Source organism: Rhodanobacter sp. OR92, assembly GCF_000427545.1.
GTDB lineage: Bacteria > Pseudomonadota > Gammaproteobacteria > Xanthomonadales > Rhodanobacteraceae > Rhodanobacter > Rhodanobacter denitrificans.
Map to the genome: position 1 here is coordinate 1 of NZ_KE386558.1, position 24056 is coordinate 24056.

Annotated in this window: 27 protein-coding genes, 4 tRNA genes and 1 pseudogene; 7 read left to right on the forward strand and 25 right to left on the reverse strand. The window is 65.4% G+C overall.

Going from position 1 to position 24056, the window contains the following annotated elements; all coding sequences use genetic code 11:
• The 13 genes from RHOOR92_RS0116260 to RHOOR92_RS0116320 form a co-directional block, all read right to left on the reverse strand.
• Nucleotides 1-521 (reverse strand): GTP-binding protein (locus tag RHOOR92_RS0116260; RefSeq protein ID WP_027490291.1); only part of this gene is annotated, 521 nt, incomplete at its 3' end.
• A gap of 76 nt (nucleotides 522-597) precedes the next feature.
• Nucleotides 598-673 (reverse strand) — tRNA-Thr (locus tag RHOOR92_RS0116265).
• Nucleotides 674-795: 122 nt separating this feature from the next.
• Nucleotides 796-869 (reverse strand) — tRNA-Gly (locus RHOOR92_RS0116270).
• A 137-nt stretch (nucleotides 870-1006) separates the two neighbouring features.
• Nucleotides 1007-1092 (reverse strand) — tRNA-Tyr (locus tag RHOOR92_RS0116275).
• 278 nt (nucleotides 1093-1370) lie between these two features.
• Nucleotides 1371-1859: an acyl-CoA thioesterase gene (locus tag RHOOR92_RS0116280; RefSeq protein ID WP_027490733.1), complete on the reverse strand. Its 489-nt coding sequence runs from the start codon at nucleotides 1857-1859 to the stop codon at nucleotides 1371-1373.
• Between the two features lie 139 nt (nucleotides 1860-1998).
• The gene (ychF, locus tag RHOOR92_RS0116285; protein WP_008435509.1) at nucleotides 1999-3087 is read right to left on the reverse strand and encodes a redox-regulated ATPase YchF; all 1089 of its coding nucleotides are present in this window, start codon (nucleotides 3085-3087) and stop codon (nucleotides 1999-2001) included.
• A gap of 81 nt (nucleotides 3088-3168) precedes the next feature.
• Entirely contained in the window at nucleotides 3169-3750 is a 582-nt protein-coding gene (gene pth / locus RHOOR92_RS0116290) for an aminoacyl-tRNA hydrolase (RefSeq protein WP_015447075.1), read from the reverse strand.
• Nucleotides 3751-3804: 54 nt separating this feature from the next.
• Nucleotides 3805-4470: a 50S ribosomal protein L25/general stress protein Ctc gene (locus tag RHOOR92_RS0116295; RefSeq protein ID WP_015447074.1), complete on the reverse strand. Its 666-nt coding sequence runs from the start codon at nucleotides 4468-4470 to the stop codon at nucleotides 3805-3807.
• A 114-nt stretch (nucleotides 4471-4584) separates the two neighbouring features.
• The gene (locus RHOOR92_RS0116300; RefSeq protein ID WP_174315862.1) at nucleotides 4585-5526 is read right to left on the reverse strand and encodes a ribose-phosphate diphosphokinase; all 942 of its coding nucleotides are present in this window, start codon (nucleotides 5524-5526) and stop codon (nucleotides 4585-4587) included.
• Nucleotides 5527-5577: 51 nt separating this feature from the next.
• Nucleotides 5578-5654: transfer RNA gene (locus RHOOR92_RS0116305), tRNA-Gln, on the reverse strand.
• Nucleotides 5655-5703: 49 nt separating this feature from the next.
• Nucleotides 5704-7086 (reverse strand): 4-(cytidine 5'-diphospho)-2-C-methyl-D-erythritol kinase, encoded by a 1383-nt coding sequence (gene ispE / locus RHOOR92_RS0116310; RefSeq protein WP_008435514.1) that lies wholly within the window; start codon nucleotides 7084-7086, stop codon nucleotides 5704-5706.
• 52 nt (nucleotides 7087-7138) lie between these two features.
• Nucleotides 7139-7747 carry a lipoprotein insertase outer membrane protein LolB gene (lolB, locus tag RHOOR92_RS0116315; RefSeq protein ID WP_008435516.1) on the reverse strand — a complete coding sequence of 203 codons (609 nt, stop codon included), beginning with the start codon at nucleotides 7745-7747 and terminating at the stop codon, nucleotides 7139-7141.
• Nucleotides 7744-9432: a tetratricopeptide repeat protein gene (locus RHOOR92_RS0116320; RefSeq protein ID WP_027490734.1), complete on the reverse strand. Its 1689-nt coding sequence runs from the start codon at nucleotides 9430-9432 to the stop codon at nucleotides 7744-7746. Before RHOOR92_RS0116320 ends, lolB begins: the two co-directional genes overlap by 4 nt.
• 153 nt (nucleotides 9433-9585) lie before the next feature.
• Here RHOOR92_RS0116320 and hemA point away from each other — a divergent pair, with 153 nt between their 5' ends.
• From hemA to ppk2, 3 genes are all read left to right on the forward strand, one after another.
• Nucleotides 9586-10866 carry a glutamyl-tRNA reductase gene (hemA, locus tag RHOOR92_RS0116325; RefSeq protein WP_015447070.1) on the forward strand — a complete coding sequence of 427 codons (1281 nt, stop codon included), beginning with the start codon at nucleotides 9586-9588 and terminating at the stop codon, nucleotides 10864-10866.
• Nucleotides 10867-10952: 86 nt separating this feature from the next.
• Nucleotides 10953-12032 carry a peptide chain release factor 1 gene (prfA, locus tag RHOOR92_RS0116330; RefSeq protein WP_015447069.1) on the forward strand — a complete coding sequence of 360 codons (1080 nt, stop codon included), beginning with the start codon at nucleotides 10953-10955 and terminating at the stop codon, nucleotides 12030-12032.
• A gap of 201 nt (nucleotides 12033-12233) precedes the next feature.
• Complete coding sequence (gene ppk2, locus RHOOR92_RS0116335; protein ID WP_027490735.1) at nucleotides 12234-12998, forward strand: polyphosphate kinase 2; 765 nt, start codon at nucleotides 12234-12236, stop codon at nucleotides 12996-12998.
• A 3-nt stretch (nucleotides 12999-13001) separates the two neighbouring features.
• Here ppk2 and RHOOR92_RS0116340 read toward each other — a convergent pair whose 3' ends face one another.
• From RHOOR92_RS0116340 to RHOOR92_RS0116350, 3 genes are read right to left on the reverse strand one after another with little or no spacing between them, the layout of a single operon-like run.
• Nucleotides 13002-13268, reverse strand: a complete 267-nt coding sequence (locus RHOOR92_RS0116340) for an acylphosphatase (RefSeq protein WP_015447067.1) — start codon at nucleotides 13266-13268, stop codon at nucleotides 13002-13004.
• Entirely contained in the window at nucleotides 13268-13753 is a 486-nt protein-coding gene (locus RHOOR92_RS18885) for a TlpA disulfide reductase family protein (RefSeq protein WP_015447066.1), read from the reverse strand. Before RHOOR92_RS18885 ends, RHOOR92_RS0116340 begins: the two co-directional genes overlap by 1 nt.
• Nucleotides 13750-15027, reverse strand: a complete 1278-nt coding sequence (locus tag RHOOR92_RS0116350; RefSeq protein WP_008435528.1) for a YihY family inner membrane protein — start codon at nucleotides 15025-15027, stop codon at nucleotides 13750-13752. Before RHOOR92_RS0116350 ends, RHOOR92_RS18885 begins: the two co-directional genes overlap by 4 nt.
• 106 nt (nucleotides 15028-15133) lie before the next feature.
• Between RHOOR92_RS0116350 and wrbA the strand changes: the two genes are divergently transcribed.
• Together wrbA and RHOOR92_RS0116360 are read left to right on the forward strand one after the other, a co-directional pair.
• Entirely contained in the window at nucleotides 15134-15736 is a 603-nt protein-coding gene (gene wrbA, locus RHOOR92_RS0116355) for an NAD(P)H:quinone oxidoreductase (RefSeq protein ID WP_008435529.1), read from the forward strand.
• Nucleotides 15733-16107, forward strand: coding sequence for a DUF2069 domain-containing protein (locus RHOOR92_RS0116360; RefSeq protein WP_008435531.1), 375 nt, complete (start codon nucleotides 15733-15735; stop codon nucleotides 16105-16107). The genes wrbA and RHOOR92_RS0116360 overlap by 4 nt, the downstream gene beginning before the upstream one ends.
• 161 nt (nucleotides 16108-16268) lie before the next feature.
• Here RHOOR92_RS0116360 and RHOOR92_RS19755 read toward each other — a convergent pair whose 3' ends face one another.
• The 9 genes and pseudogenes from RHOOR92_RS19755 to RHOOR92_RS0116380 all read right to left on the reverse strand — a co-directional run bounded on the left by RHOOR92_RS19755 (nucleotide 16269) and on the right by RHOOR92_RS0116380 (nucleotide 21587).
• Nucleotides 16269-17048, reverse strand: a complete 780-nt coding sequence (locus tag RHOOR92_RS19755) for a hypothetical protein (RefSeq protein ID WP_155943247.1) — start codon at nucleotides 17046-17048, stop codon at nucleotides 16269-16271.
• Nucleotides 17049-17112: 64 nt separating this feature from the next.
• Nucleotides 17113-17577: pseudogene (locus RHOOR92_RS18890) on the reverse strand (DUF2321 domain-containing protein); the annotation flags it as partial.
• A 248-nt stretch (nucleotides 17578-17825) separates the two neighbouring features.
• The gene (locus RHOOR92_RS19760) at nucleotides 17826-18152 is read right to left on the reverse strand and encodes a hypothetical protein (protein WP_155943248.1); all 327 of its coding nucleotides are present in this window, start codon (nucleotides 18150-18152) and stop codon (nucleotides 17826-17828) included.
• Between the two features lie 67 nt (nucleotides 18153-18219).
• Complete coding sequence (locus tag RHOOR92_RS0116370) at nucleotides 18220-18675, reverse strand: hypothetical protein (protein ID WP_008435534.1); 456 nt, start codon at nucleotides 18673-18675, stop codon at nucleotides 18220-18222.
• Between the two features lie 80 nt (nucleotides 18676-18755).
• Nucleotides 18756-19037 carry a hypothetical protein gene (locus tag RHOOR92_RS19765; RefSeq protein WP_155943249.1) on the reverse strand — a complete coding sequence of 94 codons (282 nt, stop codon included), beginning with the start codon at nucleotides 19035-19037 and terminating at the stop codon, nucleotides 18756-18758.
• A 96-nt stretch (nucleotides 19038-19133) separates the two neighbouring features.
• Nucleotides 19134-19610 carry a hypothetical protein gene (locus tag RHOOR92_RS18895; protein WP_008435536.1) on the reverse strand — a complete coding sequence of 159 codons (477 nt, stop codon included), beginning with the start codon at nucleotides 19608-19610 and terminating at the stop codon, nucleotides 19134-19136.
• A 79-nt stretch (nucleotides 19611-19689) separates the two neighbouring features.
• The gene (locus tag RHOOR92_RS19770) at nucleotides 19690-19890 is read right to left on the reverse strand and encodes a hypothetical protein (protein ID WP_155943250.1); all 201 of its coding nucleotides are present in this window, start codon (nucleotides 19888-19890) and stop codon (nucleotides 19690-19692) included.
• Nucleotides 19891-20144: 254 nt separating this feature from the next.
• Nucleotides 20145-20600 (reverse strand): hypothetical protein, encoded by a 456-nt coding sequence (locus RHOOR92_RS19775; RefSeq protein WP_155943251.1) that lies wholly within the window; start codon nucleotides 20598-20600, stop codon nucleotides 20145-20147.
• 201 nt (nucleotides 20601-20801) lie between these two features.
• Complete coding sequence (locus RHOOR92_RS0116380; protein WP_027490737.1) at nucleotides 20802-21587, reverse strand: thioesterase family protein; 786 nt, start codon at nucleotides 21585-21587, stop codon at nucleotides 20802-20804.
• 102 nt (nucleotides 21588-21689) lie between these two features.
• Here RHOOR92_RS0116380 and RHOOR92_RS0116385 point away from each other — a divergent pair, with 102 nt between their 5' ends.
• Complete coding sequence (locus RHOOR92_RS0116385) at nucleotides 21690-23330, forward strand: acyl-CoA dehydrogenase family protein (RefSeq protein WP_027490738.1); 1641 nt, start codon at nucleotides 21690-21692, stop codon at nucleotides 23328-23330.
• Between the two features lie 227 nt (nucleotides 23331-23557).
• Entirely contained in the window at nucleotides 23558-24049 is a 492-nt protein-coding gene (locus RHOOR92_RS0116390; protein WP_007514349.1) for an asparaginase domain-containing protein, read from the forward strand.
• The last annotated feature ends 7 nt before the right edge of the window (nucleotides 24050-24056 follow it).

Sequence of the window (24056 nt, forward strand, 5' to 3'; positions counted from 1 at the left end):
GAACCGTGGATCATCGGCGTGTCGTCGCCCGGGAAGTCGTACTTGGTCAGCAGCTCGCGCACTTCCATCTCGACCAGCTCGAGCAGCTCGGCGTCGTCCACCATGTCCGCCTTGTTCAGGTAGACCACGATGTACGGCACGCCCACCTGACGGCTCAGCAGNATGTGCTCGCGCGTCTGCGGCATCGGACCGTCCGCCGCCGAGCACACCAGGATCGCGCCGTCCATCTGCGCCGCACCCGTGATCATGTTCTTCACGTAGTCCGCATGCCCCGGGCAATCCACGTGCGCGTAGTGCCGCTTCGGCGACTCGTATTCCACGTGCGCCGTCGAGATCGTGATGCCGCGCGCCTTCTCTTCCGGCGCCGCGTCGATCGCGCTGTAATCCTTGAACTCGCCACCGAAGCGCTCCGCACCGACCTTCGTCAGCGCCGCCGTCAGCGTCGTCTTGCCGTGATCCACGTGACCAATCGTGCCGACGTTGACGTGCGGCTTGGTGCGTTCGAATTTACCCTTTGCCATGCGCGCTAAACCCCGATGGAGTCAATGAATTGAAAGAAAACGCCCGTTTCAGGGCCGGCCATGACGGCCGAAGGAATGGTGCTCATGACAGGAATCGAACCTGTGACCTCTTCCTTACCAAGGAAGTGCTCTACCGACTGAGCTACATGAGCGGAAGTTTTAGCCATCCTCCATGATGGCGAAGATCAAGACCGGCGTCCTGCCGGACTCTTCAAAAAGGCGTCGACTTGTGCAGCACATGCAACGTCAACCTGGCTTGGCAGGGGCAGCGCAATGGAGCGGAAGGCGGGAATCGAACCCGCGTAATCAGTTTGGAAAACTGATGTTCTACCATTGAACTACTCCCGCTCTGTGCGGAACTCCTGCCGGACATCCTGTCCCTTCCCTTGCGGGTCGCGCCGCTCTCGCGTCGCGTATCGGGGCGCTCCTGCGACCCGGTGAAACCTGCCATCGATTGAAGCGGCCAATCCGATGTCAACTTGCTCTGGTGGAGGGAGGTGGATTCGAACCACCGAAGGCGTAAGCCAGCAGATTTACAGTCTGCCCCCGTTGGCCGCTTGGGTATCCCTCCAGAATCTTCTTTGTCCTGAGTGTTGCGTGCCGCCTGCACCCGGAAGGTGGATGACTTCGGGCATCCTGCCCTCCGCCCCTTCGAACCCGCCCGTGGACTGATCGAGCCCGTTCCAGGCAAACCATCGAAGGCGCAGGCCGGCAGATTGGCGGTCCGCCCTTGTTGGTCGCTTGGTTATTGCTCCAACAAAGAACGCGTATTGTGTGGATCGAGCCCCGAACTGTCAACACCTTGCGGCGGTGATTCGGCGCCTGCCGGCGATCTGCGCCCGGCTTCTGTCAGTCCGGCGAAGCCGCGTGCAGGTCGACCAGTTGCTCCATGCCCTTGGACAGTTCCAGCAACCGTCTGGCCTGCACCTGCAACCGCCGTTCGCCGTCGTCGTGCGGCTCCCAGTGCGGCACCGGCGTCGGTTTGCCGTCCGGGCTGTCCAGCGCCACGAAAACCATCACGCAGCTGGTGGCCAGGCGCTGCTCACCCTTGCGCAGGTCACGTGCCAGCACGTCGACCGCCAGGTGCATGCTGCTGGTGCCGGTGTGGATCAGGCGGGCCCGCACCGTGACCAGATCGCCGATCAGGATCGGCGCCACGAACTGGATCCCGCTGACCGAGGCGGTGACGCAATACGCCCCGCTCCAGGCCACCGCGCAGGCGTAGCCGGCCTGGTCGATCCATTTCATCGCCATGCCGCCGTGCACCTTGCCGCCGAAATTGACATCGGTGGGCTGGGCGAGAAAACGGAACGTCACTTCCTGCTGTTTACCGGGCATCGGCTGGCACCTGTCGACGGGATTTCTAGCTTGGCATTATGCCCTGACCTGGAAGGCAATTCGCACGGCCGCGCCAGGCTTCGCCCAATGCCGCCCGCGCCTGCTCCGAAGCCACCGATACCGGTCGCGGCGACGGCACTCAGACGTTGAACAGGAAGTGCAGCACGTCGCCGTCCTTGACGATGTAATCCTTGCCCTCCTTGCGCAGCCGGCCGGCCGCCGCCGCGCCGGCCTCGCCTTTGTACTGGATGAAGTCGTCGTAGCCGACCGTCTCGGCACGGATGAAGCCGCGCTCGAAGTCGGTGTGGATCACCCCGGCCGCCTGCGGTGCGGTGGCGCCGCGCTTCACCTGCCACGCGCGCACTTCCTTCACGCCGGCGGTGAAATAGGTCTGCAGGTCGAGCAGCTTGTAGCCGGCACGGATCACCCGGTTCAGGCCGGGCTCGTCCAGGCCCATGTCCTTCAGGAATTCGTCGCGGTCGGCCTCGTCCAGCTGTGCCAGCTCCTCCTCGATCGCCGCGCATACCGGCACCACCTCGGCGCCCTCGCTCACTGCGCGTTCGCGCACGGCGTCCAGCAGCGGGTTGTGCTCGAAGCCGTCGTCGGCGACGTTGGCGATGTACATCAGCGGCTTCAGGGTGAGCAGGAACAGGTCGCGCACCAGCGCCTTCTCTTCCTCGTCCAGCCCGGCGCTGCGCGCGGAGCGGCCCTCGTTGAGCGCGGCGGCCAGCTTTTGCAGCACCGGCTTGCGCGCCAGCGCCTCCTTGTCGTTCGCCTTGGCCGCGCGCTCGGCGCGGTTCAGCGCCTTGTCCACCGATTCCAGGTCGGCCAGCGCCAGCTCGGTGTCGATGGTCTCGATGTCGGCGATCGGGTCGACCTTGCCGGCGACGTGGATCACGTCACCCTCGAAGCAGCGCACCACGTGGGCGATCGCGTCGACCTCGCGGATGTGCGCCAGGAACTTGTTGCCCAGGCCCTCGCCCTTCGAGGCGCCGGCGACCAGGCCGGCGATGTCGACGAACTCCACCGCGGTTGGCACCACCTTCTGCGGATTGACAATCTCCGACAGCGCGTTCAGGCGCGGGTCCGGCACCGGCACCACGCCCACGTTCGGCTCGATCGTGCAGAACGGGAAGTTCGCCGCGGCGATGCCGGCCTTGGTCAGCGCGTTGAACAGGGTGGACTTGCCGACGTTGGGCAGACCGACGATGCCGCATTTGATGCCCATGGATTGGATTCCGGGAAGAGGGAATGGGGAGTGGAGAACAGGAACGACGGGATACGGAACGCCTTGGCGATTCGCTATTCCCTATTCCCTGCTCGTATGCAACAACTGCATCGCCTTGTCGAACTGGCCGGTCGCCGCCAGCGGCAGCACGTCCAGCGCGCGGCCGATGCCGTCGAGGATCGCATCCTCGTCCGATGCCGAGGGTCGGCCCAGCACCCACGGCGTGACCTGGTCTCGGTGACCGGGGTGGCCGATGCCCACGCGCAGGCGATGGAACTTGCCGTGGCCGAGGTGGCCCACGATGTCGCGCAGACCGTTCTGGCCGCCGTGGCCGCCGTCGAACTTCAGACGCACGGTACCGGGCGGCAGGTCCAGGTCGTCGTGCGCGACCAGGCACTGGTCCGCTTCGATTTTGTAATAGCGCAGCGCCGAGACCACAGCGATGCCGCTCTTGTTCATGAAGGTGGCCGGCTTCAGCAGCCACACCGGTTCGCCGCCGAGGCGCACGCGGCAGCTTTCGCCATGCAGCTTGCCGTCGAAGGCGAAGCGCTCGCCCTGGGCGCTGGCGAGGGCATCAACTAGCCAGAACCCGGCGTTGTGCCGGGTTCGGAGGTATTCGGCACCGGGGTTGCCCAGCCCGACGATGAGTCGCAAACCAGCCATGCGGACAAGCAGCAGTGACGGCCCGCGCTCCAGGCGAGCACGGGCCGACGCGGCTTACTTCTTGTCGTCCTTCTTGGCCGGCGCAGCAGCGGCAGGAGCCGGTGCAGCAGCTTCGACAGCCGGCGCTTCCTCGGCCTCTTCCTGCACCGTGTTGGCCGTGACCACCGCGGTGTCGTGGCCTTCGCCGCCATGCAGGGCAACCAGCTCGACGTTCTTCGGCAGCTTCAGCTGCGACAGGTGGATGATGTCGCCGGGCTTCAGGTCGGCCAGATCCAGTTCGATGGACTCGGGCAGATCCTTCGGCAGGCAGGTGATTTCCACTTCGGTCAGGTTGTGCGAGATCACCACGCCGGAGGTCTTCGCCGCCGCGGACTTCTCCTTGTTCAGGAAGTGCAGCGGCACGCTGACGCGGATCGCGGCCTTCTCGTCCACGCGCAGGAAGTCCATGTGCATCATCAGCTGCTTGAACGGATGCTTCTGCCAGTCGCGCACCAGCACCTTCTGCACCTTGCCGTCGACGTTCAGGTCGAGTACCGAGGAGAAGAACCACTCGTTCTTGGCGGCGAGCAGGATGGTGTTGTGCTCGATCTGGATGCTCTCGGGAGCCTGACCGGCGCCGTACACCACGGCCGGCACGAAGCTCGCACGACGCAGGCGGCGGCTCGCACCTTTCCCCTCGTCCTTGCGGCTTTGCGCCTTGATTTCATGAGTCTTGGACATTTCGTTGCTACCTTGGTTTGTGAAGAACCGCCTCGCGGCGATTTCGTGACTTTCCCGCGACCAGAAAAGCCGATGGTGCCGGGCGGCCAGGCCGCGACGGCGAAATCTATGGAATCAATCCACGTACAGCGAACTCACCGACTCGCCGAAGGCGATGCGGCGAATGGTTTCGGCCAGCAGCTCGGCGACCGAGAGTTGGCGGATCTTGGCGCAGGCCTGCACTTCCGGGCGCAGCGGCAAGGTATTGGTGACCACCAGCTGGTCCAGATGCGAATTCTCCAGGTTGCTGATCGCCGGGCCGGACAGCACCGGATGTACGCAGTAGGCGACCACCTTGCGCGCACCACGGTCCTTCAGCGCGGCAGCGGCCGCGCACAGCGTGCCGGCGGTATCGACGATGTCGTCGACCATCACGCAGGTCTTGCCGTCGACGTCACCAATGATGTTCATCACGGTGGAGACGTTCGCGCGCGGGCGGCGCTTGTCGATGATCGCCAGGTCGGCGTCGTCCAGCCGCTTGGCGATCGCGCGGGCGCGCACCACGCCGCCCACGTCCGGGCTGACCACGATCAGGTCGTCCATGCTGTGGCTGCGCCAGATGTCGGCCAGCAGCACCGGCGAGGCATACACGTTGTCGACCGGAATGTCGAAGAAGCCCTGGATCTGGTCGGCGTGCAGGTCGACCGTCAGCACCCGGTCGACGCCGGCGGCGCCGATCATCCTGGCCGCCAGCTTGGCGGTGATCGGCACCCGCGCCGAGCGCGGCCGGCGATCCTGCCGGGCGTAGCCGAAGTACGGGATCACCGCGGTGACGCTGGCCGCCGAGGCGCGCTTCAGCGCGTCGGTCAGCGCCAGCAGCTCGAACAGGTTGACCGCGCTCGGTGCGCCGGTCGGCTGGATCACGAACACTTCCTGCTTGCGGACGTTCTCCTCGATCTCGATCTGCACCTCGCCGTCGCTGAACGTGCCGACCAGCGCCTTGCCCAGCGGCACGCCCAGGCGGTGGGCGACGTCTTCGGCCAGCGCACGATGGGCGTTCCCGGTAAACAGCATCATCGGAGTGGACGTGTCCACAGTAGTTACCTCGAAACAAAAGCCATCATGAAATGGCTGGGGCGGCAGGATTCGAACCTGCGAATGCGGGAATCAAAATCCCGTGCCTTAACCAGCTTGGCGACGCCCCAGTGATATGTGTGTATCTGCCGTGTCCGATCTGTCTCTAGTCGCCAACAGTCACGCCGCGCCCCGATGGCGCGCCGCTGCCTCATGCAGGGGCGACACGTCGACGCCCGTGGCCAGGTGCGCCGTGAACGCCGCCGGGCATTGCCGCGCCACCGCCTGCGCCCGCTCCAGCGAACGCAGTTCCAGGAACACGCAACCGCCGCTGCCGGAAAGCCGCGCCTGACCGAAGCCGCCCAGCCAGTCCAGCGCCGCGGCCACCCGCGGGTGCCGCGCACGCACCACCGGCGCGAAGGCGTTTTCGGTCGTTTCGCCGGAAACAAAGGATGAAATTGTCGCCCGCGGCGCATTTCGTGTCAATTCAGGCGCTTGAAACAACGCGGCGGTCGGCACCGGCTCGTGCGGGTCGAGCACCACATAATGGCGCGCCGGCAAGGCCAGCGGGGTGAGTCGTTCACCGACACCCTCGGCCCAGGCCGAACGGCCGCGCACGAACACCGGCACGTCGGCGCCGAGCCGGCGGCCCAGTTCCGCCAGCGCCTCCTCGTCCAGGCCCAGTTGCCACAACTGGTTCAGCGCCACCAACACGGTCGCCGCGTCGGAACTGCCACCGCCCAGCCCGCCGCCCATCGGGATGCGCTTGTCCACCGCGATATCGGCGCCCAGCGCGGTACCCGCGTGTTCCTGCAGCAGCCGCGCCGCGCGTACCACCAGGTCGGCGGACTCGGGCACGCCCGCCACCTCGCGCGTGCGCCGGATCGCGCCGTCATCGCGCACGCGCAGGCGCACCTCGTCGCCCCAGTCGAGCAGGCGGAACACCGTCTGCAGCTCGTGGTAGCCGTCCGCGCGCCGCCCGGTGATGCGCAGGAACAGGTTCAGCTTGGCCGGTGCCGGCCACACCGTCCATGCGCCGGGCACGAGCGGCGCCAGCGGCCGGCTCATGAACACGCGCAGTTCGTCAGGGAAGCCGTTCTCTCGGTCGCGATCGCGCGCGAACGCAAACGCCGGGTCGTTCTTGTCGACCACGGCAAAACCGTGCTTCGCGTAGAACGGCGCATTCCACGGCACCTCGGCCAGGGTGCCCAGGCCCACCCGCCGGTAGCCGGCTTCGCGCGCCCACGCGCAGGCGTGCTCGAGCAGCGCCGCGCCGATGCCGCGCCGACCGTACGCCGGCAACACGTCGATCTCGGCAATGCCGATCGCGCCATCGGCCAATTCGGTGTCCAGCCAGACGAAACCGACCGGCTCACCGGCTTCATCCCGCGCCACCCAGACCAGGCCGCGGTCGATCGCCTGGCGCAACAGTTCCGGCGGGATCGACACGGCCGAATAGCTGGGCCATGCCGGATGCCCGCGGAACAGCTGCACCGCCTCGCGCTCGATCGCGCACAGGGCTTCAACCTCGCTCGGCTCGGCGCGTTCGATCGGGAAAGACATGCTCGGGTTCCGGTGCGGCGACGACGGCCAGCGGGGCGCCAAGCCTAACCGATCAGCGGAATTGCCAGGACTCGATCGACAGCTTCACCTTGTACGGCGGCTTGCCGGCGAACAGCTTGGTTGGCAGCGGCGGCTGGCGGGCGTCGTCCCACTCGCGGTAGTCGACCGTCCAGCCATCCTGCTGCAGCAGCGAGGGCAGCCGGTTCTCGCCGAAGCTCAGCTCGGCCGGGCCGCTGTCCGCGCGCAGGCCGAGCACCCAGGCACGCAGATCGCGCAGCGGCACTTCCCAGCCGAGCGCCTTGTGCATCAGCGCCTCCGCATCGGGGCCATGCAACGGGCCATGCTCCACGCCTTCCAGCAGGGCGCCGTGCGGACCGCCGCTGAGGCGGAAATTCATGCCGCTGATCGCCGGCCCGCGCAGGGTGAACTCGTACTGTTCGCCGTCCTGGGTCCAGCTGAAACTGCCGCTGCCGCCGTCCTTGCCGTTGGAGACGCCAAGCCGGCCCTGCAGCACCCAGTGGTCGGCCTGCGCCAGCGCCCGTTCGCGCGCAAGCTGCGCGCCGAGCAGGCCGGCGTCACCCTTCACGCGTACCGCCGGCGGCACGCAGGCGGCAAGCAGCAGCGGCAAGGCGATGGCGAGGAAACGCAGCTGCCGCCTCATGGATGCAACCGCTTCAGGGTTTCCTGCAAGGCGACGTTGTGCGGGTCGAGCTTGCGCACCTCGTCGAAGACCCGCTGCGCGTCGCGCTGGTGGCCCTGCTTCCACAGCACTTCGCCCAAGTGCACGCCGACGTCGGCGTCCTTGCGCGCCAGCCAGGCGCCGCGCAGGGTCTGCGCGGCCTGCTCCAGGTTGCCCTTGCGGTACTGCAGCCAGCCCCAGGAATCGGCGATCGCCGGGTCGTTCGGCTTCGCGGCGCGGGCGGTGCTGATCAGCCGCTCGGCCTCGGCCAGGTCGCGGTTCGCGTCGGCGAGGGTGTAGCCCAGCGCGTTGCTGGCGTCGACGTCGCCGGGCTTGATCTTCAGCAGCTGCTGGAAGTCCTGCACGGCCTGATCGACCTGGCCGGCCTCGGCATAGGCCAGGCCGCGCCCGTACAGCAGCCCGGGGTCGTTCGGCACGACCTGCAGCGCGTGGCTGAATGCGGCCTCGGCCTTCGCGTAGTTCTGCTCGCGCAGGTACAGCTCGGCATCGGCCTGCCAGGCCTGCCGCAGCTGCTCGGGCTGGTCGAGATAGGCCAGCTGCAGCTGCCCCATCAATTCGTGCGCCTCGGCGCGCTTGCCCTGCGTGTGCAGGATCAGCGCGCTGCGCAGATCGGCATCGAACGCATGCTCGTCGGTGTCGCCCACCTGGTCGTACCAGGCCAGCGCCTCGGCCTCGCGATGCTGCATCTCGGCCAGCTGGCCGAGCAGGTACGCGCTGCTTTCGCGGATCTCCGGCGACGCGTGCTGCAGTTCCCGGTACAACGCGGCCAGCGCCTTGCCGTCCTGCTCGTGCGCGGCCAGTCCGGCGCGCATGGCGTAGGTGTCGGCGTTCTGCGGGCCGCGCGCCAGCAGCCGGCCGGCGCCGGCGTAGTCACCGGCCTGGCCGAGCATGCCGGCGTAGGCCAGGCGCAGCTGGATGCTCTGCGGTTCCTTCGCCAGCGCCTTCTGCAGCAAGGCGCGGGCGCCGTCACGGTCGCCGTCCTTGAACTTCATCTGCGCCGCCCAGGCGTAGGTCTCGGCGCTCTTGAACCGCTGCATCGCGGCGTCGGCGATCTGCACGGCGTAGGCGTGCCGGCCGAGGCGATCACCCAGTTCGCTCATCGCCAGCCAGGCGTGCGCGTCACCGGGCAGGCGCGACGGCGTGGCCAGCGCCTCCAGCAGGCGGGCCGCCTGGGCCTGGTCGCGGGCACCGACCAGCACACGGCCGAACTGGCGCCAGGCATCCTTGTCGCCGGTACCGATCAGGAACTCCAGCTGGCGCCGCGCCTCGGCGGCATCGCCACGATCCAGCGCCAGCTGGGCGCGTGCCTGCGCCAGCGCGGCGGGTTTGGCGCCCAGCGTCTGCCAGCGCTGCAGCGCACGTTCGGCAGCGACGTCGTCATGCACGGCGATCGCCAGACCGGCGGCGCGCTCGGCCACCTGCGGGTCGTTGCTCAAGGCCATCGCCTTGTCGTAGTGCGCGGAGGCCGCCTTCAGGTCGGTGCGGGTCAGCGCCATCTCGCCGGCCAGCAGTTGCGCCAGCACGTCGTGGTCGGCATCGGGGGTGACCACCGTCAGCTGCGCCAGCGGTTGCGGCGTGGCGATCGTCTCCGGGGTGGAACGCCGTGGCGCATCGGCGCAGGCGGCCAAGCCCAGCGCGAGCATCATTACTGCCGTAAAATGCCGCAGTTGCTTGAACTTGCCGGCCCCGCTCCGCACACTATTGTCCATCCACATGCCTGCTCTGGTCACCGCCTGGCGACGTCGCGTCAAGCTTAGCCTACGCCACCGGATCCCTGCCGCCGAGATGTTCCGACCACCATGCCGTTGATCGCCCTCGGGCTCAATCACCTCACCGCGCCGGTCAGCCTGCGCGAGCAGGTGGCGTTCGACACGGACGCCGCCGGCGAGGCCCTGCACGAGCTGGCCCGCGAGCCCGGCGTGGAAGAGGCGATGATCCTGTCCACCTGCAACCGCACCGAGCTGTACGTCGGCGTCGCGGCGGGCGCGGAGGACATCCCGCAGGCGTGGCTGAATCGTCATCACCATCTGACCCCCGGCAAACTGGATGAGTTCCTGTATCGGCACGACGAGGACGATGCGGTGCGCCACATGTTCCGCGTCGCCACCGGGCTGGACTCGATGGTGCTGGGCGAGCCGCAGATCCTCGGCCAGGTGAAGGACGCCTACCAGCTCGCACGCGAGGCGCAGTCGCTGAAGGCGCCGATGGACCGCCTGCTGCAGCACACCTTCGCGGTGGCCAAGCGGGTGCGCACGGACACCCGCATCGGCGCGCACACGGTGTCGGTCGCGTTCACCGCGGTGCGCCTGGCCGAGCAGGTGTTCGCCGACCTGAAGCACGCCTGCGTGCTGCTGATCGGCGCCGGCGACACCATCGAGCTGGCCGCGCGGCACCTGGCCGAAAAGCAGGTGCGCCGGCTGATCGTGGCCAACCGCACGCCGGAGACCGCGCAGGAGCTGGCTGGCCGCCACGGCGGCTACGCGATCGCGCTGGCCGACCTGCCGCAGCACCTGGCCGAAGCCGACATCGTGATTTCCTCCACCGCTGCGCGGCAGCCGATCGTGACCCGCGCGATGGTCGAGCGGGCGATGGCCGCGCGCAAACGCAAGCCGATGTTCATGGTCGACATCGCGGTGCCGCGCGACATCGAGGCCGGCGTGGGCGAGTTGCCCGACGTGTATCTGTACGGCATCGACGACCTGCGCCAGGTGATCGACGACAACCTGCGCTCGCGTGCCGCCGCCGCGCACGAGGCCGAGGCGATCATCGACCTGCAGGTGGAGCGCTACATGGCCTGGCGCCGCGCGCTGACCCTGAAGAACCCCGCCCTCGACATGCGCCAGCACGCCGAGGTCTACCGCGACGAAGTGCTGGGCAAGGCCCGCGCGATGCTGGCCCACGGCAAATCGCCCGACGAGGCGTTGGCGTTCCTCGCCAACACGCTGACCAACAAGCTGCTGCACCATCCCAGCGCGCGCCTGCGCGAAGCGGCGCTTTCCGGCGACCTCGACCTGCTGCACGCCGCGGGACGGCTGTACGGTCTGGACGAAGAAGAAGGCGGCGGCTCGCGGAACGCGTAGCGAGGGCGGCTGGCTGCCGCCTGTCGCGCCCGTTCCGCAACTCATGAAGCAGCCTGCTTCGCCTCCGCCACCCTTCACGTGATGCCATGACCCCAACCATCCGCCGCAAGCTCGAGGCACTGGCCGAGCGCCATGAGGAAATCGGCCTGCTGCTGTCGCAGCCCGAGGTGCTCGGCGACAACACGCGCTTCCGCGAGCTGTCGCAGGAATACGCCCAGCTCGAACCGGTCGCCGCCTCGCTGCGCGAGCACGACCAGGCCGAGCGCGAACTGGCCGAGACCCGCGCGATGCTGGACGACCCCGAGCTGCGCGAGATGGCGGTCGACGACGTGCACCGGCTGGAACGGCGCCTGCTCGATCTCGACGACGCACTGCAACTCCTGCTGCTGCCGAAGGACCCGCGCGACGAGGCCAACCTCTACCTCGAAGTACGCGCCGGCACCGGCGGCGACGAGGCGGCGATCTTCGCCGGCGACCTGCTGCGCATGTACCTGCGCTACGCCGAAAGCCGCCGCTGGCACGTCGAGATCCTCAGCGAACACGCAGGCGAGCACGGCGGCTACAAGGAGGTCGTGGCGCGCATCGAGGGCAAGGGCGCCTACTCGCGGCTGAAGTTCGAATCCGGCACGCATCGCGTGCAGCGCGTGCCGGAAACCGAGTCGCAGGGGCGCATCCACACCTCGGCGGCGACCGTGGCGATCCTGCCGGAGCTGGACGAGATCGACGACGTCGAGATCAACCCGGCCGACCTCAAGGTCGACACCTTCCGCGCGTCGGGCGCCGGCGGCCAGCACGTCAACAAGACCGACTCGGCGATCCGCATCACCCACCTGCCCACCGGCACCGTGGTGGAGTGCCAGGAAGAGCGCAGCCAGCACAAGAACCGCGCCCGCGCGATGAGCCTGCTGAAGGCGCGCCTGCTCGACGAGGCGCAGAGCAAGCAGAGCGCGGCGCAGGCGCAGGAACGCCGCCTGCAGGTCGGCTCCGGCGACCGCAGCCAGCGCATCCGCACCTACAACTACCCGCAGGGCCGGATCACCGACCACCGCATCAACCTCACCCTGTACCGCCTGCCCGAGATCATGCAGGGCGACCTGGGCGAACTGATCGACACGCTGACCCGCGAACACCAGGCCGACCTGCTGCAGGCGCTAGGCAGCGCCTGACAACACCGTCACGGCAGGCTGGATTACCCTGCAGCCACCCCTCCCCGTGTCGTCATTCCGGCGCAGGCCGGAGGAGCTTTTCAACAGCGAAGCTGGTCATCGCATTTCGGCTTTCGCACATCGCAAGTGCGATTCCGGCCTTCGCCGGAATGACGAGTTGAGGGGTTTCGAGGCTGGAGGTCTGGAGGATTGGAGATCGACATGGGCAAACGCTACCGCAACGCAATGAAGGAACTGCAGCTCGACCTGATCCGGCTGCAACGCGGCCTGCGCAGCAGCGGCAAGCGGTTGCTGGTGATCTTCGAGGGCCGCGATGCCGCCGGCAAGGGCGGCACCATCAAGGCCATCACCGAAAGCCTGGACACCCGCGGCTACCGCATTGCCGCCCTCGGCAAGCCGAGCGAGACCGAAACCACCCAGTGGTACTTCCAGCGCTACGTCACCCACCTGCCGAGTGCCGGCGAGTTCGTGCTGTTCGACCGCAGCTGGTACAACCGCGCGGTGGTGGAACCGGCGATGGGCTTCTGCAGCAGCACGCAATACGAAGCCTTCCTCGACGCCGTGCCGGCGTTCGAGAAACTGCTCGCCGACGACGGCATCATCCTCCTCAAGTACTGGCTGGCGGTGGACCAGGCCGAGCAGGAACAACGCTTCGCCGAGCGCGCCGACGACCCGCTGAAACGCTGGAAGCTGTCGCCGGTGGACCGGGTCGCACGGCAGAAGTACGCCGAGATGGGCCGGCTGCGCGACGTGATGATCGAGCGCACGCATGCCGAGCATGCGCCGTGGTTCGTGGTCGACTTCAACGACCAGAAGCGCGGGCGGATCAACCTGATCCGCCACCTGCTGCAACAGGTACCGTTGCACGAGGAAGCCGTGCCCGCGCTGAAACTGCCGAAGCTCAAGGGCAAGCCGAAGACCGAGCACGTCACCGACCAGGCGCTGTGGGTACCGGCCACGTTCTGAGCCTCAGGCCGTATGGAAGCCGTGCAGATCCTGCTCCGGCAGATCCTCGCGGCTGAGCGTATCGACGCGCGCCGCCGGCGGCCCCTGCCGCAACCAGCGCTCCAGCGCATCGAGCGCCGCCGGCTCGCCGCAGGCGAGCACCTCGACGCTGCCGTCGCGCCGGTTCACCGCATGGCCGGCCACGCCAAGCGCCAGCGCCTGCTCGCGGGCACTGGCGCGATAGCACACGCCCTGCACCCGGCCGCCGACGATGAACCGCGCGGTCGGCATCACTTGCCTCCGATCAGGCCTTCCAGCGACGCCTCGGTCACCGGTCCCACGATGTGTTTGGCCACCTTGCCGTCGGGGTCGATCAGGTACGTCGTGGGCAGGCCGCGCGGTTCGTCGAAATCCTTCGGCGGCTGGTCCAGGCTGACCTGGGCGATCGGGTACGCCACCGGGTGCTTGGCCAGGAACGCCTTGATGTCGGCCGGCTCGCTGTCCTCGTAGGCCAGCCCGATCGCGGTGACGTTGTTGTGCGCGGTGACGAAGCGCGAGATGTCCGGCATCTCCTTGATGCACGGCACGCACCAGGTCGCCCAGTAGTTGACGATCACCCACTTGCCGCGCTGCGCGGCCAGGTCGAACGTCTTGCCGTCCAGCGTGGCGACGTGCAGGGTCGGCTGCGCCGGCATCGCCGCCTGCGCCGGGGTGGCGAACGCCAGTGCCGCGGCCAGCACGGCAACCGGAGCGGTGAAGGATGAAAACAAGCTCATGCGGGGAGTTCCTCGGTGTCAGCCGCCGGGTCGGCGGCAGGGGGATAGATCTGGTCGAGCCGGGTGCCCAGCTTGGCCTGCAGCGCGGCGGCCAGTTCGGCCAGCAGCGCCAGCAGCTCCGGCGGCAGCGCGATGCCCAGCGCGGTCGCCTCCTCCTGCGGCTGCAGCGGCAGGCGGTAGTCGGTGTGCCGGTACACGCGCAACAGGTCGGTGCTGTCCAGGCTGCGGCACAGCAGCCAGCCGCCGGTGTCGCCGCGGCGGATCAGCTCGGCCTGCTGCAGGTCGTCGAAGTAGTCGGCGATCAGCGCGCTGCGCAGGTACGGCTCGCGCACGCGCAAGTCGGCCGGGTCCACGCAGTCGCCGCTGCGCTGCGCCTCGACGAAATGCCGCAGCACCACCAGCAGCCCGAGAAATTCGGCGCCTTCGGGCAGCGTCTGCATCGGCGCGTGGTATTCGAACGCGGACGCCGAGGCAGCGATCGACGCGGCCAGGATCACGATCACCCACGACAGGTAGATCCACAGCAGGAAGATCGGGATCGCCGCCAGCACGCCGTAGATCTGCTGGTAGGTCTGCGCCTGCTGCACGAACTGGCCGAAGCCCCAGCGCGCGATCTCGAACAGCACCGCGCCGAGCAGCGCGCCGATCGCCGCGTCGCGGCGCGATACCTTGCAGTTCGGGATCACCGTATACATCAGCCACAGCGTGAAGAACGTCACCAGGAACGGCAGCGTGCCCAGCAGGCTCTGGGTGACCCCGCTGAGCTGGTCGGCGGCGCTGTGCAGCAGCGGCGCGGCGGTCACGTACGAGGTCACCGCGATGCCGCCGACCACCAGGATCGGCCCCAGCGTCAGCGCCGCCCAGTACAGCAGCAGGCGCGAACCCCAGCTGCGCGGCTGGTGCACGCGCCAGATCCGGTTCAGCCGGTCCTCGATGCTGATCATCATCGCCAGCGCGCTGAACAGCATCACCAGGATGCTGATGCCGGTGAGCTTGCTGGCATTCGCCGCAAACCCCAGCATGGTCGCCTGCACCGCCTCGCCGGTCGACGGCACGAAATTGTTGAACACGAAGTTGATCAGCGTGTCGCGCGCCGGCTGGAACACCGGGAACGCCGAGAACATCGCGAACACCGCCACCGTCAGCGGCACCAGCGAGACCAGGGTGGTGTACGACAACGCACCCGCCGTCTCGAAGCACTTGTCGTCGACGAAGCGCTGCCAGATGAAGCGGCTGAAGCTCTTCGTGCGTTCGCGGTTGAAGCGCCGGATCATCGCTGTCCTTTCGCTGGCGGCCCGGGTGGACCACCAACATCGTGGGTACCGGCCGGTACACTAGCGTATTGGCTGTGAATGCCTCAAACGCACGAGTCGACGCCACATGAATCACGAGATCCTGGTCCTGTACTACAGCCGCAGCGGCCACACCGCCCAGCTGGCGCGGCTGCTCGCCCGCGGCATCGAGGAAGTGCCCGGCATGCGCGCGCGCCTGCGCCAGGCGCCGCCGGTGGCGCCGGTGACCGAAATCGCGCAACCGCCCGAGCCCGAGGACGGCGCGCCGTACGTGCAGAAGCAGGATCTGCTCGACTGCGTCGGGCTGGCCATGGGCAGCCCCACCCGCTTCGGCAACATGGCCGCGCCGCTGAAATATTTCCTCGACACCACCGGCGCCGAATGGGCCAGCGGCACGCTGGTCGGCAAGCCGGCGGCGCTGTTCACCTCCACCAGCACCATGCACGGCGGCCAGGAATCCACGCTGCTCTCGATGGCGCTGCCGCTGCTGCATCACGGCATGCTGCTGCTCGGCGTGCCGTATACCGAGCCGGCGCTGACCGCCACGCAAAGCGGCGGCACACCCTACGGCGCCAGCCACGTCACCGGCGCCAAGGGCGACAACCCGATCAGCGAACACGAACGCGAACTGGCCCGCGCGCTGGGCCGCCGCCTGGCCGACGTGGCCCGCCGCCTGGCGGACACGCCATGACCGCCGCCACGCGCGCGCCGATCCTGCCCGTCTATCGCGTCGGCCTGGCCGCCTGGGCCTTGCTCGTCGTGCTGCAACTCGCCTGGCATGCCTGGCTGGTGCCGCCGCAGAGCATGTCGCTGACCCTGCTGCTGGCGATCACCGTCGTCCCGCTGCTGCTGCCCCTGTTCGCCCTGCGCGACGTGCGCCGCGCCCTGCTCTGGGTCGGCATCCTCAGCCTGTTCTACTTCTGCCACGGCGTGTCCGAGGCCTGGAGTTCGGCGGGCGAGCGCTGGCTGGCGATCGCGGAGATCGTGCTGACCGTGTTGCTGATCGCGGCGCTGGGCGCCGGGGTGAGGCGGCGACCTGCTTCGCCGCCAAAGCACGATTGAGCGGCAGCGTCACGTTTGGTCGCCACCATCAACTCGGTGGAAATCAGGGGCGGCGACCAAAATTCACTTCCTGACCGTTGATCAGGTGAACTTCTCGCCATTCAGCGGAAGACCTTGCGCGAGACGGCGTGGCAAAACAAGACCTGACCCTTGGCTCTTCACTAAGACTCATTTAGGTAAAGCTTCTTTGCGCGAACGCCCGCCGCCTCGAGTGCTTTCTTCCCCAGAAGCGATTGAATGATCGAATTTCGAAGCGGAATAAAAATTGCCTCAATGCACTCTCGGTTTTGTCTGTATTTCATCAGAAAGGTTGAATTGTCGATTTCACAGCGACGTATCGCCTGCTCCTCTGCAACCGGAGCTAAGAAACCAAGGTCTTCGTAGTCTCCAGATGTAAAGACGTAGCCCCGCGTAGAAGGAAGAGACATCATCTTGTCGATGATGCTACTTGAGACACCCTTTTCGGTTAAATATGCCCGAGAGGCAATAGCAGCGGCGCTCTGACCTTGAATTTGCTGGAAGTGCTCTGCGGAACTTGCCGCAGTTTTGTCCAAATAGGGCCTATGAACAATTACGTCGCCCGCACTAATTCGAACCTGAGCCGAAGCAAAAATGTAAAAGCAAGCACTAGCACATACTTCGCTTTGTTTGACTAGAGCAGTCCAACCGCTAGATTCGACAATCTGTGCAATCTTGATTGCTTCCGATACAGAGCCTCCCGGAGAAGATAGCTGGATGTTATTGGTAACTAGATACTCAGCAGGATTGTTGCGTATCCAATCTGTTAGGTTTTTTGCATCCCCATCTTTGATTTCGCCTTCTAGTTGCAGTGTAGATGGTCCGATTGAATTTCTCGGAATGAAGGTAAATTCAGCTGCCTTTACATTCGAGGCGCCAAGAATCGAGATCAAAAGCAGAGTTTTTAATGGCATGGTGCGCATGTGCATTCTCAGAGCCCTAATGCTGGAGTTAACCGGCGGCGAAGCCGTCTACCTTGAAGGATTGTTAGGAGCCGGAGCCCCATAGCGCCTTCTTGGCGGCTTCGCTAAGAACGTCGACGATGATTTCTCGAACGCCAGATGCTACGGACAAGCCAACCTTTGCCATTGCTTTCTTGAAGCGAATTGACGCTATTTGGACACCGGGACTATCCATCGTCAGTACCGCTAAGTCTTCCCGAAATTGAGCGAGCTCCTTGTTCGTTAGCACGCCATCCGTTTCGAGCAGCTCAATCGCTGCAGCCATCTTACGCTTCGTCCATGGAAAGGCGGCACCGCAGTTATAACAATGAGGTGGAGGCTCGTATTTGCCACCTAGCGTGATGACGCCTTCGACATGGTAGTAACCACGTATTTGCGCCTCGCATTCAGGGCAAATCGTAGTCGTGAGTTCACCGCAACGCGAACAAAATTTTTCGCGGAGTTCTGGCGATATATCGGCCGAGGTAGTGGACACGTGGCCGTTGGAGCAAACTTCCGCGACACTTTAAATTCCCATAGTTGAAATTCCTAACGAGGCTCTAGAAAAAGTACCTTGACGCGGATTCGCATGACTTCAGGGGATACTTGAACCCTTCCCGACAGGCTGCGCGGCGATTGTAGAACGTTTTGTGAGGTCGCTTTTCTCCTGCCTGGCGATCAACTTACCCAACAGGGGTTTTTCTACAACTTCAACGCTTGAGTTAAGTGGCGGCGTAGCCGTCCGCCTTGGACAAATAGTTAGACAGCTTCGCCGCCGGAAGCCTTGCCTGCCTTTGTTGCTTTTGCATATGCCACCAAGACTGAAAGCGAAAGGACGACTGGCACAATGAAGCTTGAAACAAGTGGCGAAACTAGAGCCGGAAAATTTTGGCGCAAGAGGTGAATGACCGCTGCGTCGACTATCCAGACTGCAATGAAACCGAGCAGAAACGGAAACCATTTGTACTGCAAACGGAACATGCCACGGCACACCAGAAAGGTGACTGCCCACCATAAACAAACGCTCGGAAGGCAGTATCCCAGCAGTCCCGCAATATACGCGGCCATTGATGCAGGCACTTCCATAGACACTCTCCTTGCTGTTTAACGCTTGAGTTAAGCGGCGGCGTAGCCCTCCGCCTTGAACAAAATGTTAGACCGCCGCCTGCTTAGCGCGCCAATTCGCGATCTTTCTGCTTGTGAATGCGTACTGGCCAGGATGCGATGCGCCGGTACAAAGTAAAAAATTCTCAAGAGCGCGGGTGAGCATAGCGGCTGCCTCGTGCTCAAAGTCAATGTGTAGATCTTGGCCCGAGCATATGTGCTTTAGCTCATGCTTGGCGCGATTGCGGAGCTGTGCAAAGTCACGTTCTATAGCGTCGCGACCCCAGACCACCTTGAAAGTGTCAAGGAGCTCACGGAGCGTCCGCTTGAGCGAAGACTCTAGACCTTTTTCCTCAGCGATCTTGCCGAGCAACTCTTCAGCAGCGCCAGCTAACGTGATTACGGCCGGATACTCTTGACCCTGCATGTAAAAGCGCAGAGCAACCTCAAGCTGAGAGCGGGCGAGCTCTTGCTTTGGAATGCGCTGGTATGCAGAGGAAGTCATAGCGTCTGACGCTGGAGTTAAGCGGCGCGCGAGTTTCCCGCGCAACCGCTTGGACGACCGATTAGGCGCTTGCCTGCCAGCTACTTCTCGACGCATTTGAAGTGCAGCGTGGCGCTACCTTCGCGAACGAATGGAATCGCATGGTCGGCTTTTACGTCAACGGTTTCAACCGCCTTTCCCTCGCGCGAGCAAAATTCGTTTGCCTCTTTGTAGATATCCAGCTTAACCCCCTCCGGGGTGCCGAAAATGCCGGCTGCACTTTGCTTCGAGATTAGGTACGTTCCGCGATCTGCTGGCACTACCCCTGTGGATGCGCATGCGGCAAGCAGCAGTACGCATAGTGCGAGGAAGGAGAGTTTCATAGTGCGTCCCCTGTTAAGAGAAATCGAATGGGCGCCAATTGTGGCACCTCACGCTGGAGTTAAGCGGCGACGTAGCCGTCCGCCTTGAACGAATAGTTAGACCTGTAGCTGGAACTTGCCAAGAATTTCTCTGGCGTTGATGAAGTAGTCCATGCATTGCATTGCAAAAAGCGAGAGGTTGCTCGGATTAGATTCTTCGACGCCTATTTCATGTAGCCATGTGTGCGCCCAGCTCATCTGATTTCGTGGATTGGCTGGAAATAGGAGCTTGGAAAGGTCTGCCATCGCAGCGCGTAAATGAGACATTAAGTCTAATGCGGAGGAAGTTGCGTCTGGAGGAAACATTAGTTTTTCTAGCGCTTCCCTGACTTTGTTGAAGTCATTGTTTTTCTCTGCAGCAGACATAATGGCCATAATGAGGGCGGCCGCCTGATAAATCTTGGCTTTGTTTTGGAAGTTCTGAGTGGTGAGTTTATCCATAACCAGGCTGGACCTCTGGATATGCGGCTGCTCGACCATTTCTTCGAACAAGATCTCAGCTAGATCAGTTGGAGAGAGAGTGGCCCGTTCCAAGGTGTGATCTCCGGGTGGCGTCTAACGCTTAAGTTTAGCGGCGCATGCGACGCGCCCGCTGAGATAGATGGTTAGGCAGCTAGCCTGACCATTGCCCGACGCGTTTCAGAAAGCTAATGGCTTCGCCGCGCAGTGGTTCCTCCAATTCTCGGGGATCCATATCCGTACTTTTAAGCATGATATGGCCACCATCAGCCCGAATTGCTTCTCGCAGACGCTGCAGCCTCTGCCGTTTCTCCAGCCACTTCTTCAGTTCATAACTTGGCTCATTTTGGTTCACGCGAACTCCGTTTGCCTAACGAGGTTGTAGAAAAAGTGGTGGCAGCGCAGAGAGCCGGAAATATGGCCGACTAGTTGCCTGCGACAATTCAATTCTGAGTCCATTTCGATCCGCGACGCGTGATTGAGGCGCGTACGTGGGCATCAGAGATGCAAAGTCATAGATCATGGACTTTTTCTACAACCTCAACGCTTGAGGTAACCGGCGCGAACCCGCGTAGCGGGTTTGCGTCCGGTTGACCGAACTGTTAGCACTCAACTCGGCCGCCTGACCGGAATGAGCAACTCGCGGTTGCTACCCGAATGAACAATAACAGCATAGACCAAACCGCTTTGGTGCTCAGCAAAGACGGCAGCTTGCTCTACGAGACCGCACCAACGCTTGCCCGGCTCAAGCTCGTAAGGAAGGCCTTGGCCGCCGCCCGGGCGAGGAACAAGGCCGACGTGCTGATTGCGCTTACGCGCAAGGCGATGAAAGATAGATTTGTAGCTGTAGAAGGCGAGATGGGTGAGAGTTGTGAGCTTGCCCCCACGATTGATGACCTCGACCAGAATGTTTTTTGTGTCCGACCTATCACCTGCTTCTTGCATATTGGGCTGCGCCCTGACGGACAAGCGCTTACCGGATGTAGCCCACTTGTAAATGTCCCAGCCAAGAACGGCTGTAGCAATCGAGGCGCCCCACCACGCTGCAATGTCGGAAGCTGTCATTGAGTGCTAACGCTAAGTAGATTTCAAAATGCAGTGTATTCCTGCAGCCTATCCGTGTTCTCCCTATAAACACTGCAACAGGAACCCGGATGAATCAAGGACCTGATCGTCCGGCTGCAGCCTAATCCTGCAATCTAATCCTGCCTCGTTGGCCCACTGGCCAGTGCCGCAAGCATCAGTATACGAGGGACTGTAGTCCCCTCACCCAAACACCACCATGCTCTGCCGGCTCAACGCCACCGGCTCCCCACGCGGCCCCCACAACATCACGCTCTGGTTGGTGTAGCCGTCGCGGGCGGCGATCAGTTCGGCGTCGACGCGCCAGTCGTCCAGGCCGAGGTCGTCGTAGCGGTCGCGCAGCAGTTCGAGCATCCAGGTGAGCGAGCTGCCGGGGGTGGGCGTGGCGAACATCGACAGGGCGATCGGGGGGATGAAGTCGGCGAAGGCGAGTACGTGGGTTTCGCCGACAGGGCCGTCGTCGCGCAGGGAAAGCTGCAGCACGCTGTCGCGCTGGTGGCCGCCGCTGAACGGCAGGTCGCCGCGCAGCCAGTTGGCGCGAAAGTGCTGGGTGAAGGCGGGCATGCGGCCTTCGACGTAATGCAGTTCCTGCGGCGTCAGCGCCACGACGGGCGGTTGTTCGGGCTGGAAGTCCAGCACCGAGGGGCGCGCATTGCCGAATACACCGAGCAGCCGGCACAGCGTCTGCTCGCCGTCGCACAGGCTGGCCTCGACCTGGATGACGCTGCGCCCTGCGCGCAGCAGCCGCGCGCCGATGGCCACGCGGCCGGCCGGCACCGGCGCGATGAAAGTCACCTGCAGGGTGCGCAGCGGCATGTCCGCCGGCACCAGTTCGCGCATGGCGCGCAGGGCGAGCGCTGCCTGCAGGCCGCCGAAGGCGCTGCGCCCCTGCAGCCAGTCCTCGCTGACCGTAGCCTGCCAGCCGTCGCCATGGCGCGTGACCGTCTGCATCGCTTCGGAAAATCGCATGGGTGGCGCCTGCGCCGGGGAGTGGCTTTCGATGATGCCAGCGCGACGCACCGAATGCCCGCACGCCTATACTCGATACCTCGACTCTGGACGGAGCACGCCATGGCCTTCCTGCAGGATCCGCCGCAACTGCCGCACCCGTATCGCGGCGACCGCACGCTGCTGGCCTGGCTCGACCGCGCACTGCCGGCCAACCGCCGCGCCGCACTGGACGCCGACCTCGACGCGCTGGGCGACTACGCACTGATGGCCTGGCAGCGCGCCTGCGCCAGCACGCGGCGCAAGCCGGTGCTGACGCAGTGGGACGCATGGGGGCAGCGGGTGGACCGCATCGAGCTGACGCCGGCGTGGCAGGAGGGCGCGGCGATGACGACGCGCCACGCCGTGCTGGCCGCCGGCCACGGCGACAGCGAGCACGCGCGGCTGGAGGAATTCGCCCGGGTCTACCTGTACCACCTCGCCAGCGAGTTCTACACCTGCCCGCTGGCGATGACTGACGGCGCCGCCACCGCGATCAAGGCCTCCGGCAACCGTGAGCTGATCGAGCGCGCGCTGCCGCATTTCCTCAGCCGCGATCCGGCCACCTTCTGGCTCAGCGGCCAGTGGATGACCGAGACCGCCGGCGGCTCCGACGTGAGGGATACCGAAACCCTCGCGCGGCAGGATGCCGCCGGGCAGTGGCGGCTGTACGGCCGCAAGTGGTTCAGCTCGGCGGTGGTCGGCGAGGCCGCGCTGGCGCTGGCGCGGCCGGAAGGCGCCGGCAGCGGCGGCGCGGCGCTGGCGCTGTTCTACGTCGAGACGATGGACGGCGCGCGGCGCCGGCCGGAGCTGATCGTCGACCGGCTGAAGGACAAGCTCGGCACGCAGGAGCTGCCCACCGCGGAAATCCACCTGGACGGCCTGCCCGCGTGGCCGCTGGGCGAGCTGGCCCACGGCGTGCGCCAGGTGGCGCCGGTGCTCAACGTCACGCGCAGCTGGAACGCGATCTGCGCGGTCGCCAGCATGGCCCGCGCGATCGGCCTGGCGCGCGACTTCGCCGAACACCGCCGCGCGTTTGGCCGTCCGTTGATCGAGCAGCCGCTGCACGCGCAGACGCTGGCCGACCTGCAGGCCGAGTTCGAGGGCGCGTTCGCGCTGGCATTCGAAGTCGCGCACCTGCTGGGCCGGGTCGAACACGGCGCGACGGCGCCGCACGAGGCTGAGTTGCTGCGCCTGCTCACGCCGCTGGCCAAGCTGTGGACCGGCAAGCTGGCGGTGGCGATCTGCTCGGAGGCGCTGGAATGCTTCGGCGGCGCCGGCTACATCGAGGACACCGGCCTGCCGCAGCTGCTGCGTGACGCGCAGGTGTACGCGATCTGGGAAGGCACCACCAACGTGCTGTCGCTGGACAGCCTGCGCGCGCTGGCCGGCGACAGCCTGGGCCCCTTGCGCACGGCCTGCACCGACTGGCTGGACGGCGGCGACGACATGCACGCGGCCAGCGCGATCCGGCAGACGCTGGACGCCGCCGCGCGCTGGCTCGACCGGCATGCGGCCGCACGCGACACGCTGGAAGCCGGCGCGCGCGGCCTTGCCTTCACCCTGGCGCGCTGCGCCGCAGCGGCGCTGCTGGCACGCCAGGCCAGCTGGTCGAGCCGCCGCGGCGACCCACGCCCGGCCGCAGCCCTGCACCGCTTCGTTGACCTCGGCCTCGACCGGCTGGTGACCCCGGACGCGGACAACACCGCCTTGCTGCTGGGCTGACGCGCACCTGCAGGGCCGTTCTCCACACACCTCGCCACGAGGCAAAGATCAAAAGCGGCGGGCGGTGCCCGCCTACGAAGCTGGCGTAAACGGCTTTTGGTGTAGGAGCCCGCTTGCGGGCGATGCTCTTCCATGTGTGGCCAAAGCATCGCCCGCAAGCGGGCTCCTACAGGCACGCCGGTGTCGGCACGGGCTAAAATGGCGCGACTTTCCCACGGCCCACCGACATGCAGCACCTGACCATCGTCACCACCGGCGGCACCATCGACAAGATCTACTTCGACGACAAGTCGGACTACAAGATCGGCGCGCCGCAGATCGGCGAGATCCTCGGCCAGCTCGGCGTGGCGTTCCAGTTCGACGTGATCCCGATCCTGCGCAAGGACAGCCTGCACATGGGCGCCGAGGACCGCGCGCTGGTGCGCTCGACGATCGAGGCGCAGCCGCACCGCCACGTGCTGGTCACCCACGGCACCGACACCATGGTCGAGACCGCGCGCGAACTGGCCAGCATCAAGGGCAAGGTGATCGTGCTGACCGGCGCGCTGAACCCGGCGCGCTTCCAGGGTTCCGACGCGGTGTTCAACATCGGTTGCGCGGTGGCCGCGGTGCAGACCCTGCCCGACGGCGTCTACATCGCCATGAACGGCCGCGTGTGGGATCCGGCCAAGGTGCGCAAGAACCGCGACGCCAACCGCTTCGAGGAAGTGGCCGGCTGAGCCGCGC

Bases quoted from the DNA above. Each gene is read 5' to 3' on its own strand.
- pth (WP_015447075.1), bottom strand. From the start codon at position 3,750: ATGGCTGGTTTGCGACTCATCGTCGGGCTGGGCAACCCCGGTGCCGAA.
- wrbA (WP_008435529.1), top strand. From the start codon at position 15,134: ATGAATCACGAGATCCTGGTCCTGTACTACAGCCGCAGCGGCCACACC.
- hemA (WP_015447070.1), top strand. From the start codon at position 9,586: ATGCCGTTGATCGCCCTCGGGCTCAATCACCTCACCGCGCCGGTCAGC.
- prfA (WP_015447069.1), top strand. From the start codon at position 10,953: ATGACCCCAACCATCCGCCGCAAGCTCGAGGCACTGGCCGAGCGCCAT.
- RHOOR92_RS19775 (WP_155943251.1), bottom strand. From the start codon at position 20,600: ATGACAGCTTCCGACATTGCAGCGTGGTGGGGCGCCTCGATTGCTACA.
- RHOOR92_RS0116380 (WP_027490737.1), bottom strand. From the start codon at position 21,587: ATGCGATTTTCCGAAGCGATGCAGACGGTCACGCGCCATGGCGACGGC.
- RHOOR92_RS19760 (WP_155943248.1), bottom strand. From the start codon at position 18,152: ATGGAAGTGCCTGCATCAATGGCCGCGTATATTGCGGGACTGCTGGGA.
- RHOOR92_RS0116390 (WP_007514349.1), top strand. From the start codon at position 23,558: ATGCAGCACCTGACCATCGTCACCACCGGCGGCACCATCGACAAGATC.
- RHOOR92_RS19765 (WP_155943249.1), bottom strand. From the start codon at position 19,037: ATGAAACTCTCCTTCCTCGCACTATGCGTACTGCTGCTTGCCGCATGC.
- RHOOR92_RS0116340 (WP_015447067.1), bottom strand. From the start codon at position 13,268: ATGCCGACCGCGCGGTTCATCGTCGGCGGCCGGGTGCAGGGCGTGTGC.
- RHOOR92_RS0116295 (WP_015447074.1), bottom strand. From the start codon at position 4,470: ATGTCCAAGACTCATGAAATCAAGGCGCAAAGCCGCAAGGACGAGGGG.
- lolB (WP_008435516.1), bottom strand. From the start codon at position 7,747: ATGAGGCGGCAGCTGCGTTTCCTCGCCATCGCCTTGCCGCTGCTGCTT.
- ispE (WP_008435514.1), bottom strand. From the start codon at position 7,086: ATGTCTTTCCCGATCGAACGCGCCGAGCCGAGCGAGGTTGAAGCCCTG.
- RHOOR92_RS0116360 (WP_008435531.1), top strand. From the start codon at position 15,733: ATGACCGCCGCCACGCGCGCGCCGATCCTGCCCGTCTATCGCGTCGGC.
- RHOOR92_RS0116385 (WP_027490738.1), top strand. From the start codon at position 21,690: ATGGCCTTCCTGCAGGATCCGCCGCAACTGCCGCACCCGTATCGCGGC.
- RHOOR92_RS0116370 (WP_008435534.1), bottom strand. From the start codon at position 18,675: ATGACTTCCTCTGCATACCAGCGCATTCCAAAGCAAGAGCTCGCCCGC.
- RHOOR92_RS18885 (WP_015447066.1), bottom strand. From the start codon at position 13,753: ATGAGCTTGTTTTCATCCTTCACCGCTCCGGTTGCCGTGCTGGCCGCG.
- RHOOR92_RS19755 (WP_155943247.1), bottom strand. From the start codon at position 17,048: ATGCGCACCATGCCATTAAAAACTCTGCTTTTGATCTCGATTCTTGGC.
- ychF (WP_008435509.1), bottom strand. From the start codon at position 3,087: ATGGGCATCAAATGCGGCATCGTCGGTCTGCCCAACGTCGGCAAGTCC.
- ppk2 (WP_027490735.1), top strand. From the start codon at position 12,234: ATGGGCAAACGCTACCGCAACGCAATGAAGGAACTGCAGCTCGACCTG.
- RHOOR92_RS0116300 (WP_174315862.1), bottom strand. From the start codon at position 5,526: ATGATGCTGTTTACCGGGAACGCCCATCGTGCGCTGGCCGAAGACGTC.
- RHOOR92_RS0116350 (WP_008435528.1), bottom strand. From the start codon at position 15,027: ATGATCCGGCGCTTCAACCGCGAACGCACGAAGAGCTTCAGCCGCTTC.
- RHOOR92_RS0116320 (WP_027490734.1), bottom strand. From the start codon at position 9,432: ATGATGCTCGCGCTGGGCTTGGCCGCCTGCGCCGATGCGCCACGGCGT.
- RHOOR92_RS0116280 (WP_027490733.1), bottom strand. From the start codon at position 1,859: ATGCCCGGTAAACAGCAGGAAGTGACGTTCCGTTTTCTCGCCCAGCCC.